The sequence below is a fragment of the Alteromonas sp. G5_S2_22_S1 genome, from assembly GCF_054968525.1.
Genome location: NZ_JBQKUJ010000015.1, coordinates 41953 through 54832, shown reverse-complemented (window position 1 = coordinate 54832; position 12880 = coordinate 41953). Strand labels below are relative to the sequence as shown.

Here is a 12880-nt window from a genome sequence, read left to right as displayed (position 1 = left end):
ACTTACTCCTTAGGCATTTTTTTCAGCAATCAGGTTACGCCCAAGCTGCATCATATGAACCTCGTCAGGGCCGTCAGCCAACTTAATTGTGCGTGCATAGGCATACATAGCAGATAACACGAAATCTTGACTGGTTCCCGCCGCACCGTGCATTTGAATCGCTTGATCAATGACTTTACACGCCATAGTAGGTGCCACTATTTTGATGGCAGCAATGATGTCTCGCGACACTTTGTTCCCATAGCGGTCCATCTTGTCTGCCGCTTTTAGCGTAAGTAACCGCGCTTGCTCAATATCACAATGCATTTGCGCAATGTTTTCTCTTATCGACTGCTGTTTAGCTAACGGCTTACCAAACGCCACGCGTTGTTCAACACGCTCACAGGCCATGTCTAATGCACGCTGGGCGCATCCAATTAAGCGCATACAGTGATGAATTCGACCCGGGCCCAAACGGCCTTGTGCTATTTCAAAGCCTCGCCCTTCACCGAGTAATAAATTTTCAGCCGGTACGCGTACGTCTTCGAACAATACTTCAGCATGACCTACAGGCTCGTCGTAATAGCCCATTGCGGCCATTGGGCGAACAATGGTTACGCCTTTGGTATCCATAGGTACCAGAATTTGTGACTGCTGTTGGTGACGAGGCGCATCGAAGTCTGTCTTACCCATTACCACCATAATTTTGCAGTTTTCGTTCATCGCTCCGCTGGTGTACCACTTACGACCATTGATCACGTATTCATCGCCATCGCGCTTTATCGAAGTTTCAATGTTGGTGGCATCACTCGATGCTACAGCCGGCTCAGTCATTGCGAACGCTGAGCGAATTTCGCCGTTTAACAAAGGCTCTAGCCATTGCTTTTTATGACTGTCGTTGCCGTATTTGGCTAATACTTCCATATTGCCGGTGTCAGGTGCGCTACAGTTAAATATTTCAGCGCTGAATAGCACGCGCCCCATCTCTTCACAAAGGGGCGCGTATTCTGCGTTAGTAAGCCCTGCACCATAGGGTTTGTACTCTTCTGGTAAAAACAAATTCCAAAGACCGGCGTCTTTGGCACGCTGTTTCAGCGTTTGCATCATTTCAGGCGTTTTCCAACGACCTTCGCCGTTGGTCGCTGAGCTATTTTCTACGGCGTGAATATATTCCTTTTCAATTGGATACACTTCGTCTTTCATAAACGCTTTTAGCTTTTCTAAAAGTGCTTGGGTCTTTTCATTATATTCAAAGTTCATAATTGCCCCATTTAGCTGTAGGTAATGGCGTGCAACCTGTCAGTCACATCCAGGTGAGGTACGCTGTTGAAGTTATTTAAATGAACACCTCGCGCATTAGCGAAGCATTGCGAAAAACTGGCGTTTCGTATCTGCAAGTTCATATTCACAACCGTGGCTGAATCGTAGCCAAGTATATGTTTAAGCATCATGGCAATAGCGCCCCCAGAACTAACCACTAATACCCGTTTAGCGTCGGTACTTTTAAGGTGAGTGAGCATTGAATGCACTCTATCTTCAAACTGTCCCCAAGTTTCATCGAGCAGATCGTGGGCAAGTTCGTCTTGCGACCACGCAATCATGGCTTTTTTGAGCAGCCGGTAATATTCGGATGGCGACGCCCCTTCCGGCACTTTCGCTTCTGGGTAACGGGTTAAGTACGCTTTGGCTACGGCTTGAAAGTTAAATTCATTTAGCGCACTGTTTACCGATGCTTCGGGTAATGTGTATCGGTTTGACGCTAGGCCAGCGGCTATGCCGTCTTTGGTTTCGTGATGGCGCACCATATCGCCAGTGAAGACTTCATCGAAATGAATATCGCGGTGTTTGAAATAATCCCCAAGCCAAATGGCTTGCTGCCCACCTAAGTCGCTAAGTTTGTCATAGTTAGCTTTACCAAATGATGCTTGACCATGGCGCACTAAGTAGATGTCTGTCATACCACTGCCTGATGTTATTAATATGTTAACTTGCTTTCACCATACTAAGGAAAACAGCAATATAAGTTTAATTGATATTTTGAATGAGTATGCATCAGGTGAAACTATTCGCTGAAGCGAGTTGAGTATTTTTGATACGTTCAAAACAAAATTTGACATGGTGAGATCAAGTACGTGCAATTTTAGTGCTTAAGATTGTATATTAATGCAGCATTAGTGATGTCGTATGGATGTAGACAAAGGAAAAGTGTAAGGGACTGCGCGCAATTGGACGCGACCTCGTCGTGATAAGTTTTGCTGGAAGCGCACGGCTTCCCCACTCAAAAGAAACAAAATGAAATCGCCTACACCTGCTCTGCCTACGTTAAATAAAATCACATTTTACCTATTGGGTGCGCCTTTACTCGTGGCTATACCTATTCTGGCTTATGCAGAAGTTGATGATGTTTCTCAACCCACTACGAGCACGCTTGAGCACATTGTTGTTCATGCCCAGAAAACACCGCAGAATTTGCAGGATGTGCCAGTGGCAGTTACTGCGTTATCTGGCAAGGATTTAGTCGAAACCGTAAGCAGAGATGTGTTTGACCTTCAAAATTACGTGCCTGCTTTCGGCGCGTTTCAAAACCAAAGTGTAACTAACTCAGGCTTTTCTATACGAGGTATCGGTACTTCTTCACAAAACTTTGGTTTCGAGTCTTCTGTTGGACTCTATGTTGATGGCGTTTATCGCTCTCGGCAGAATGCTCTTATCAATGATGTAGTCGATATTGAATCGATAGAAGTTTTACGCGGCCCGCAGGGCACCTTGTTTGGCAAAAATACTGCGGCGGGGGCCATGACACTTACCACTACTCCCCCTTCCCATAACGATCGCGACGGTTTTGCTGAAGCTATTGTCGGGAACGATGCGCTTGTGCGCTTAAGCGCCGGCTCGTCCTTTTCACTTGTTGAAGATATTCTGGCGCTTCGCCTATCCGGCTTCACGTCGCACAGCGACGGCTTTATTACAGACGAAGAAAGTGGAAAAACGCTTAACAACCGAAATCGCTCTGCTATCAAAGCGCAGTTGCTGTATACACCTAGTGACAGCGTTAGCGTAAAGGTAATTGCCGACTATGGCGAGTTAGACGAACGCTGCTGCGGCGCTCTTACCTACCAAAACAATATACAAGCAAACCAAGTAGAGGGTAAGTTCGGTACTGATGCGTTACTTTTACAGCCCCCCTTCGACGCCACGGTATACGGGCGCGAAGACTTTTACCGTTTCAATACGTCGTTGTCTCAAACGCCCATATCTCAAATGGAAGATAAAGGCCTATCGGTTCAAGTTGATTTCGATATTAATAAGGCGTGGCATTTAGTAAGTTTAAGTGCCTATCGGGCATTTGACAGCCTAGACTCGGTAGATACTGACTTTTCTAACGCGGATTTACTTAATGCGACCAACGATGCGCAGCAACAGTCGTTCTCTCAGGAGCTAAGGCTTCACTATCGCAGTGGTGTACTTGAAGGACTCATTGGTGCCTACTATTACAGTCAAAATTTAGACCTTACTTTTGATACAACAACTCAGGCCGATTTCAGCGTGTTTTTTAATGCGGTCGCAGGTGACTTACTCCCATTAGCAAACGCTATAGATGAACTCAGTGCGCTAACCTCTGGTCTTATTGCCCCTTCTGCTTCTCCAGCGCCACCCAACACCGCTTTTATACATAATGCAGATCAAGAGCAAGACAGTTTTGCAGTGTTTACTCAATTCGATTGGCGGTTTAGCGATATGCTAACCCTGACCTCGGGGTTACGATTTACGCAAGAAAAGAAAACAATTAAAGGCCAATTTGATGAACAAGGGCCAGGGATTAATGGCCTGGAACAAGATCCTACAAAGTGGCCGAATATCAACAGCGCTCTCCTTGGCTTGCAAGAAATTGGGGCCGCATTGGCGCAAGGGGACTTTCCTTCACAAAGTTCGCTTAACGCCATAGCCCCCTTCCAACAAGCGGGCTGGGGTTACTTCTTTTTAGGCTCAGCTGCCGTAATGCCCCGCCCAGATTTGAATGAAAGCATAGATGATGACCAGCTCACAGGTACAGTAAAGCTAGCTTACCACCCTCAAGACAACACCTTAGCGTATGTAAGCTTCGCCACTGGCTATAAAGCGGGTGGTACCAACACAGATAGAATTCTTCCGGGCCTAAGCCCGCTATTTAATGCAGAAAAATCTCGAAGCACTGAAGTCGGTATAAAACACGACTTTGAGGACGTTGGTCTTAGGGTAAATGCGGCGGCGCACTACACAAAAATTCAAGATTTTCAGGCAACCACGTTTACTGGCACCGGGTTTAACTTGCAAAACGCGGGAGATATCGCGGTTAAAGGTATTGAGCTAGAAGCAACGTGGCTAATCACATCAAACACAGAATTACACGCTAACGCATCGCGCACGCTTGCTAATTTTGACGAGTTTAAACAAGGCACGTGTTGGGTGGCTTACACCTGGCACACCGGCATCGACGACCCGGGCCGGGTTAATCCTGGCGATCCGTTTTGTGCAAGAGACGGCGATCGCGTGGGGTTCGAGCCGCAAAGTTCTCTATCACTGACGCTTAACCACCATTTTGCGCTTGGTAATTACCCGCTTACCGCCAGTATTGACTATCAATACACAGGTGATGTTTTTCTAGATGATGCCAACGACCCTTACAAATACTCAGGCGCATTTTCGCTGTTTAATGCAAGATTACGCGTGAAGATTACTCAATGGGACAGCGAAATCATAGCGTGGTCGCGCAACCTATTCGATGAACAGTACGTTGCGCGAAGCGGTTTCGACGTGCCGGTACAAACCGGCAAAATCATGGCCTATCCCGGCGCACCAAGAAGCTTTGGCGTGACTTTCAGAAAGACGTTTTAACGCTTTAAATTCGTAGGTTTCGTGTGAAATACAGCGTGGCACTGTGCTATCACAGACAAGGCAATGTGCTCAGGCAGTTCGCCACCAATATCGAAGCCCGCGGGACTGGCGAAGTACTGGCTAAAGTCGGTGTCTTGAATGCCCGCTAAATCCATAATTTCTTGCTTGCGATGAAGGGGCCCTAACATGGCCGTATAGGTTAACGCGCGTTTACTAAGTATTTGCAAGGCTTTGGCGTCTATTTCACGGTGGTGCGACATCAGCACGGCAGCTTGAATGTTATGCTCGCTTAAGTGTAAGCGCAAACCTTCAACAGATGGGTCTTCTATTAAATAATTAACCTCGGGGAAATGCTCAATTCTGGCTTGGGCGGGCCTTGGGTCCCAAAGGCTTACCAAATACCCTTGAAGGCTGGCAAGGCGCGTCATAAAGGTAGCGTCATAGCCCCCACCAATAACAAGCAGGTGAATAGGCGGAAGCATTAGTACCGATAAAGTACGCATTCCCTTGATGGTTTCAAGCGATGCCTTCCTTGGTTTAGCATTCGAATACTCTACTGCCTCGCACACACCTCGCGTGCCGTCTACCGTACAGGCCCACTCGCACGCATTGCCATTCGTTAGCGTTTTACTGACCGCGTCAAGAGAAAGGTACTGATTGTCTTGGTTAACCGGTACAAGCGATAGGTGCACCACGCCACCACAACCTACGCCCAATTTAAAGGCGATATCTTCTTCATCTTCATCATCGTAAACCGCCGTGCGACTCACACCATCAGTCATTACCCGCTGCGCTTTTTTAACAATGTCACTTTCTAAACACCCACCACTTAAAATACCAAGTTGATGGCCCGCATCGCTGAAAAGCATCATGGCGCCCGCTTTTCGATAGCAAGACCCCTCAGTCTTAAAAATGAAACCAAGCACCCACTTGTGCTTATCTTTTAGCGGTAGCCACTGCGACAGCAGATGATTAACGTGATTGCTCATAATTACCCTAGCGCTTGTTTAAACTGCTTATTACTGCGATGCTGCTTCTTTGATAAATGACGCAAGTGTGGCTGGCTCTTGTGCCCCCGCTACGCCCTGATTGCCAATCACAAAGGTAGGAACACTTTGAATTCCTCGCTGCATCCACAGTGTTTCTTCTTCACGCACAACAGACGCGTATTTACCGCTTTCTAGCACTTCGCTGGCCTGTGACTTATCAAGCCCTGCCCCTGCGGCAAGCTCTACTAGCACGGCATTATCATTTATGTCTTTGCCATCGGTAAAATAAGCGCTAAACAAACTTAGCTTCATCTGTTCTTCAAGCCCCTTCTCGGCTGCAAAGTGAATAAGTTGATGGGCTTTAAAGGTATTTTGCATGCGAGAGTCGTCGTCGAAATTAAACGCAAAGCCCACGTCTTTGCCTGCTTCTACAAGACGTGCTCTATCCTGCGCGCTTTGTTCTGCACCAATGCCATATTTCTCCATTATATGCTCACGTAAGTTCTGTCCTTCTTCAGGCATGTTTGGGTTTAGCTCGAAGGGGTGAAACTTAATGTCGACTTCAATATCGTCAAGCGTTTTAATGGCTTTTTGTAAACGCTGGTACCCTACGATACACCACGGACAAACCACATCGGACACCATATTTACGGTCACTTTCTGCATATTTGCTCTCTTTTATTGAAATCGTTATTACTTAGTTAAGGTTAGTAACTAGATAAGGTTGGTAACAAAATGCGGTTACTAAAAGAAACTTCAACCCCAAGGGATGCTTTATTTAGAGCTGCCGTAGAAAAATAAATTATCGTTTTAATCGCTCTAGCGCATGCTGTGCCCACAGTTGATATCCCTCTGCAGACGGGTGAAAGCCGTCTTCTGCCATTAGCCCACTTTGCTGAACACCTTGAACCGAACCCGTTACCTTAAGCGCTGGTACATAAAGCACTTCAGTGTTAGCCCAATTTACAACACACTGCTCAAGCACTTGATTTAGCAGAAGCGCCCTTAACCCAAGTAGCGCCCGCAAAGGCTGGGGTAGTGCGGGAAAACTGTGGATTGGTGGCAGCGCGGTAAACACTATTCGTTGGCAGTCGAATTTTTGGGTTAAGAGCTTATGCACAATTTCTATATTTTTTCGCCAGCGGGCTATCGAAACAAACTTAGTGACATCGTTTACACCAATAGAAACCAATGCTGATGTGAAGCTTTCAGCAGGTAGTCCATGTAGAAGCGCTATCACATCTTCACTTTTATAACCCGTTTTGGCATGTAGCGATACGTGGGTGGGGCTGTGCTTAGACAAGCCAGCATACAGCAGCCCTGATAGCGCACGGTGCTGTGTATCAGCCCCAACGCCCACGGCCGCTGAGTCGCCCACAACTAAAACACGATTTGATGTTGCCTTAATGTTTTTAAAAGCGGCAAATACCCGCTCCCCCCTAGGCTCAGGCAGCACTTGCGTTTTTTTGCGAACCCAAAGCCCCTGTACCAGAATTAAGGGCATAAGCAAAACTGTAACTATATTTAACGCAAAAACCTTGAAGTAGATCAAAACAAGCCCCTGCCTTATCCATTATGCTAAATCTATATTGGTGAATAACCACCAAGATGGTTCAACATAAGTGTAGATAAAAAATGAACACCATTGCTATAAAACAACTTCGCGATAATTCCACTATAACCAAATATGCGCAACATGCACCTCGTTATACCTCGTACCCTACTGCACTTAAGTTCGAATCGCTAAAAGAAGATTTATTCCCTGACGCGCTAACCGTGTCTAAAGCGAAAGCCGTGAGTTTGTATGTGCACATTCCTTTTTGTAAAACGCTTTGCTATTACTGCGGCTGCAACAAACTTGTGACTCGGCACAACGAAAAGGCAGACGACTATTTAGACTACTTAGAAAAAGAGATAGTTTCTAAGCGTTATTTAGCAGACGATAAGCCTGTAGTTTCGCTGCATTTAGGCGGTGGGTCGCCCAGTTTTTTAAATAAAGTTCAGCACACTTTTTTAATGTACCTTTTGAAAAAACATTTCACGTTTGAAGTAGGCGCTGAATTATCTATTGAATTAGACCCAAGAAACGTTGATAAAACCTATTTACAAAATCTGAGGGGCTTGGGCTATACCCGTATCAGCTTTGGCCTTCAAGACACTGACTACAACGTGCAAAAAACAATAAACCGTGTTCAAAGTACTTCGCATATCGCAGATTTAGTGTCCGAAGCCCGTACTTTAGGTTTCGAATCGGTGAATTTGGATTTAATTTACGGCCTGCCTAACCAATCAGAAGAGACTTTTGCATCTACCATAGCTGCAACTAAAGCCATGATGCCAGACCGTATCTCGCTATTTAGCTACGCTCATCTGCCAGAGCGCTTTGCCGCACAGCGAAAGTTTGCGCCAGAAACTCTTCCTAGTAGCGAAGAGAAAGCAGCCTTGTACAACCTTGCTGTAAATGGCTTTAAAAAAGTGGGGTATGAAATGATTGGGCTGGATCATTTTGCGTTACGCAGCGATTCACTCGCCATCGCTAAGCATAAAGGTAAGCTTCACCGAAACTTCCAAGGCTATACTTTGCGCGGAGATACCGACCTAATTGGCGTCGGCGTGTCTGCTATTAGCACAATAGGTAATGCTTTTACTCAAAACGCCAAGGATTTGAAAGAATACTATAAACGTATAGACAGACAATTACCCTCAGCCAAAGTTGGGCTTTCGTTAACACCAGACGACCTCGTTCGTCGTGATGTAATATCAAGCTTGATGTGCAACCTGTCTGTAGATAAACAGAGTATTTCCAGCAAGCATCATATTATTTTTGACGAGTACTTTTCAGAAGCATTAAGTAATTTAGAGCGTCTTGCAGACGATGGAATCATTGAAATTTCGGCGCACCACATACGGGTACCAGAACATGCTCGGATATTTATTAGAGCGGTATGTGCCCGTTTTGATGCCTACCTAAATGCGACTGAAACGCTTAGCAATTACTCTAAGGCAATTTAAACCGGGCAATCACTTTATCACCAACATTTAAGTTAAGGCGCGATAAAGAAATATGACTAATACTTGCGTAAAGTGCTTGGCTGTCATTCTCTAAAATAAGCTTCAAAAGCACTTTACCGCCCCATGTAACTTGCTGATGCGACTTTTTGTTTTGGCTAGAAGTGAGCCGTACAGGCTCAATACTTGTTATCGTGCAAGGTAGCGCATTTAAAATGCTAACCGTGCTCGCGCTGTTAAAACCTCCCACATTAATATCTACGCTCACATCGCAGGCTTTTACCGCAAAACGTACTGGCGCAGGCCCGTTATCCTGCTCTGGGTTACTCACCTCTGTAATGCTGTGTGCCCTGTAAGCGCTCTTAATATTTTCCGTGTATGATATTGCTTCTTCTGTAACAAATACCTCATGACCTGCAACCATAACTCGGGCTATGCCGTGCATATTTTCAACTTGCGTAACGCTTTCAGAGCACTTCTGCCCCTCTAATACGGCTGAAGGTATTGCAACCCCTTCTTTTTCGAATACTTGAGAAAGCACATCTGTTGTCGCACCGCAGAGCGATACCTTACCTTGCTCTACATAAACCAGTTCATCACTAAAGAGTGCTAAATCATCTAAATCATGAGAGATAACAAAGCAAGTAAGCTGGCCAGACACACACAGAGTATTTAAGAACTGATAAATTTTGCGCCGGGTAAAAATATCGATGGCGCTTAGTGACTCATCTAGCAATAAAACGGAAGGGCCATTCGCCAAAGCCCGCGCTATCGCCACACGCTGTGCCTCCCCCCCTGATAGTGAATCAATAGGCTTTTCTAAAAGGTGCTCGCAGTAACACCCTTTTACACACGCCTCTACTGATAAGGCGTTGGGGCTAGCATGACGCTGCGCCAAGGCTAAATTACCCCGCACGTTAGTATGCGGAAACAACATGGGCTGCTGAAACACGATACCTATCTTTTCAAAAGACCATGATTTAGCCACCTTGGCGCGTTTTTCTACGCCGGCTAAAGCCCGAAAAAGGCTACTTTTACCCGCCCCGGAAGGGCCGGTAACGCCAATGAAACGGCTTGCGGGCTGAAGCGTTATTTGGGCATCAATTCTGTTAGGCAAGAAAGCGTGAATTTCCATATCAACCCTCGCCCTTGTTTGGGGCGGAACGAGGTATTTGTGACCTGCTGCCGAAACGGCTCGCAATGCCATTAAAACGGTAAAGGGCAGCGAGCAGCACAAACGAGAATATCAAGAGTGCTATGGCAAGATTATGCGCTTTTTCGTACTCCAACGCTTCGACTTGCTCGTAAAGGGCTATGGAGAGCACTTGAGTTTCGCCAGGAATATTCCCGCCTATCATCAGCACCACGCCAAACTCACCGATGGTGTGGGCAAAGCTTAACCCCAAGGCAACGATAATGGGCGCTTTGCTTAAGGGTAATACAATTCTCACAAATGCTTCGGTTGCCGAAAAGCCCAACGTTTTAGCCACATCTAAATAACGAGCGTCTAATTGAGAAAAGCCACCATAAAGGGGCTGAAGCGCAAACGGTAAAGAATAGAGAACCGAACCTAACACCAAACCTTCAAAGCTAAAGGCCAAATTACTTCCCGTTAAGGTATGCCACCCCTGACCCAAAGCACTTTGCGGTGAGAATGCAATGAGTAAGTAAAACCCCAGTACCGTAGGTGGAAGCACTAACGGCAGCGCCAACACCGACATAACAAACGGCTTGGCTTTACTATGCCAGTTCGCTAAAAACCATGCCAAAGGTAAGGTAACAAGCAACAGCAGGCCACTGGTGATTAACGCCAGCTTAAGCGTAAGCCAAATGGCGTCAAAGGCATATACTCCAAAGAATTCGCTAAGCGCGTTCATCCATGCGCACCGTAAAGTTCAAAGCGAGTACGCCCACGGGCATCTAAACTGCCGGCTTTACCAGTTAGGCTGCCTATTTCAGAAGCAGCCTTTACCGGTGTGTTAGCGTTATTTTTTATTTGCCTTTCTGCATGGGGTTGTATGTCGAGCAACGCAGGCTGGTAACCCCACTCGGCTAACCCGTGCTGTACCCCTTGCGACATCAAATACTGCACGAACAAACTCGGCGATGATACGCCTTCGGCCTTCGTCATATCAAACCGAGTTAGCTCACTTGTTTTGGCTTGATTTGGGGTTCGGGTTTCAGTTTGCGCATCAAACACGTTAGGCGAAAGCGTTGCTGCCGTTTTAGCATTAATTACAAGCGACTGAACAATAGGTTGGTATAAGTTTTCTGGTACAGGAATAATAACCGTTGTAGCGCCCTTGCCGTCAGCGATGCTTTTATCCGAGGTTGGCGAACTCATATTCGGTAAATCAAGCGCCAGCGAATATGCCACAAACGCTCCTCTAACGCTGCCGGTGGAATAGAACTGCAGGGTTTGCAGTACATTTTTACCCATCACTCTGTGTGGTAAAACGTGCTGCCATAGCAATAAGTTTTGTAGGGTTTGTTGCGCGGCTTCGCCGTAAGGCGCCAGTTTAGGGTTGGCAATGGCAATTTTGCTACCTGGGGTCTCAGTTAACTGAATAAGCTGTTGACTAAGCTGTTTTGAAAGTTGTGCGTTTATCTTACCCTCTAACGACTTACCTTGCCCGCCAGCCTGCGCTTTTTGCTCTCTGCCCTGCTGATTTTCAGCCGTGCGCCGAGCTTCTCTGGGAACGCTTTCGTAGCCATTAGCGTTAGCGCTAGCTGGCAGCTTACCGGTATATACAAACGCCAGCTTGCCTTTGGCATAATCTACCACATTACTTTCATGTACTAGATTGTTGTTAACCAGTGCCTGTGGCCTGGCACGGTCTGCCGACAAAAACACATCGAACGCGGCTCCATGCTGAATTTGAGCGTACAGCGTTCCGCTAGAAGACACGGTTACCGCGACGTCTATGCCCGTAAGCTGCGTAAACTGCTGGGCAATGCTTTTTAAAGGTTTAGCGAAGTTTGCCGCTACGGCAACGTTAATTTTATCGTGCCGTTTAACCGATAATGAAGGGTTTTGCTTATCGGCACTAGTGAAGAGTTTCGCACTTTTTGTGTAGCTGTCCGTTTCTGTAGCGCTAGTAACGGCGCTAGCGCTTGTTAAAACTACCACGTTTATGAAAACAGACACGCTTATAAATCGCATAGAGCAAGCGCGGAATATACTGCTCACGACACTAAAAACGAAAGGATAGCGCCTTGTTAATAAGCGCTTAAAACCTACAGCTGCCATTATTTTTTAAGCATCCACTTAAGCGCAGATTTATCGTCAGACGCTTTTGCAGCAACCCACTCAGAGTTATCGCCTTTAAACTCTTTTTTCCAAAGCGGGACAGACTGCTTAAGCATATCCATTAAAAAGCTGGCGGCATCAAACGCCGCTTGGCGATGTTGGGCAGCAGCACCTACCCATACAATTTGCTCGTTATTATAAATGCGCCCCACTCTGTGTAGCGCGCCAGCACTGTTTAGTGAAAAACGTACTACCGCTTGTTCAACCAGCTTCATCAGCGCTTTTTCTGTCATGCCTGGGTAGTGCTCTAGCTCAATGCCGTCTATATCGCCTGCGTTATTGAAATCTCGCACTAGCCCAGTAAAGGTAACAATAGCGCCTGTATTGCCGCTTGCTCTTTCGTCTGCCGACTGTTTTAGACGAGCATACAATTCGCCATGATCGAAATCTGCATCTTGAACAAGTGCGAACATAACTACCCCCCAGTTACAGGTGGAAATAGCGCCAGCTCGTCACCATCGCTAAGTACGGTATCGGTATCGCAAAGCTCTTGATTACGGGCAGTCAGCACACTGCCTTCTAAGGCTAATGTCCACTTGTCGCTGCGAGTTTTAAGCTGCGATATCACGGTTTCAATGGTGCTACTATCACTTAGGTTAAGCGCAATATTATCTTCACCCGTGATCTCTCGGGTTTGCGCAAATGTTTTAACCGTTATCTGCATGGTTCGCCTTTTGGTATATTCCGTTAACGTCATTGTACACGTCTACGTGCAAGC

12 protein-coding genes are annotated in these 12880 nt (G+C 46.4%); 2 read left to right on the top strand and 10 right to left on the bottom strand.

Features of this window, described 5'->3' with window-relative positions; genetic code table 11:
• Nucleotides 1-9: 9 nt before the first annotated feature.
• Together ACTRWF_RS15130 and ACTRWF_RS15125 are read right to left on the bottom strand one after the other, a co-directional pair.
• Nucleotides 10-1239 (bottom strand): acyl-CoA dehydrogenase family protein, encoded by a 1230-nt coding sequence (locus ACTRWF_RS15130; protein WP_015067406.1) that lies wholly within the window; start codon nt 1237-1239, stop codon nt 10-12.
• Nucleotides 1240-1250: 11 nt separating this feature from the next.
• Entirely contained in the window at nt 1251-1937 is a 687-nt protein-coding gene (locus ACTRWF_RS15125; RefSeq protein WP_015067407.1) for a histidine phosphatase family protein, read from the bottom strand.
• 334 nt (nt 1938-2271) lie between these two features.
• Here ACTRWF_RS15125 and ACTRWF_RS15120 point away from each other — a divergent pair, with 334 nt between their 5' ends.
• Nucleotides 2272-4854: a TonB-dependent receptor domain-containing protein gene (locus ACTRWF_RS15120; protein WP_462835796.1), complete on the top strand. Its 2583-nt coding sequence runs from the start codon at nt 2272-2274 to the stop codon at nt 4852-4854.
• Here the strand turns inward: ACTRWF_RS15120 and ACTRWF_RS15115 are convergent.
• From ACTRWF_RS15115 to ACTRWF_RS15105, 3 genes are all read right to left on the bottom strand, one after another.
• Nucleotides 4851-5843, bottom strand: coding sequence for an XdhC family protein (locus tag ACTRWF_RS15115; RefSeq protein ID WP_015067409.1), 993 nt, complete (start codon nt 5841-5843; stop codon nt 4851-4853). The two genes, ACTRWF_RS15120 and ACTRWF_RS15115, sit on opposite strands and share 4 nt — an antisense overlap.
• Before the next feature lie 30 nt (nt 5844-5873).
• On the bottom strand, nt 5874-6509 hold the full coding sequence (locus ACTRWF_RS15110) for a DsbA family oxidoreductase (RefSeq protein WP_015067410.1): 636 nt from the start codon (nt 6507-6509) through the stop codon (nt 5874-5876).
• A gap of 136 nt (nt 6510-6645) precedes the next feature.
• On the bottom strand, nt 6646-7347 hold the full coding sequence (locus tag ACTRWF_RS15105; protein WP_043960648.1) for an SGNH/GDSL hydrolase family protein: 702 nt from the start codon (nt 7345-7347) through the stop codon (nt 6646-6648).
• 131 nt (nt 7348-7478) lie between these two features.
• Between ACTRWF_RS15105 and hemN the strand changes: the two genes are divergently transcribed.
• Nucleotides 7479-8855, top strand: a complete 1377-nt coding sequence (gene hemN / locus ACTRWF_RS15100) for an oxygen-independent coproporphyrinogen III oxidase (protein ID WP_020746104.1) — start codon at nt 7479-7481, stop codon at nt 8853-8855.
• Here the strand turns inward: hemN and ACTRWF_RS15095 are convergent.
• Genes ACTRWF_RS15095 through ACTRWF_RS15075 form a run of 5 tightly spaced genes read right to left on the bottom strand, consistent with a single transcriptional unit; the run spans nt 8842 to nt 12826 of the window.
• A complete protein-coding gene (locus tag ACTRWF_RS15095; RefSeq protein WP_462835795.1) occupies nt 8842-9987 on the bottom strand; it encodes an ATP-binding cassette domain-containing protein in 1146 nt (381 codons plus the stop codon). The genes hemN and ACTRWF_RS15095 overlap by 14 nt on opposite strands.
• 1 nt (nt 9988) lies before the next feature.
• A complete protein-coding gene (gene modB / locus ACTRWF_RS15090; RefSeq protein WP_462835794.1) occupies nt 9989-10729 on the bottom strand; it encodes a molybdate ABC transporter permease subunit in 741 nt (246 codons plus the stop codon).
• Entirely contained in the window at nt 10726-12102 is a 1377-nt protein-coding gene (gene modA, locus ACTRWF_RS15085) for a molybdate ABC transporter substrate-binding protein (protein ID WP_462835793.1), read from the bottom strand. Before modA ends, modB begins: the two co-directional genes overlap by 4 nt.
• Entirely contained in the window at nt 12102-12575 is a 474-nt protein-coding gene (locus ACTRWF_RS15080) for a molybdenum cofactor biosynthesis protein MoaE (RefSeq protein WP_015067416.1), read from the bottom strand. Before ACTRWF_RS15080 ends, modA begins: the two co-directional genes overlap by 1 nt.
• Nucleotides 12576-12577: 2 nt before the next feature.
• A complete protein-coding gene (locus ACTRWF_RS15075) occupies nt 12578-12826 on the bottom strand; it encodes a MoaD family protein (RefSeq protein WP_462835792.1) in 249 nt (82 codons plus the stop codon).
• Nucleotides 12827-12880 lie beyond the last annotated feature (54 nt).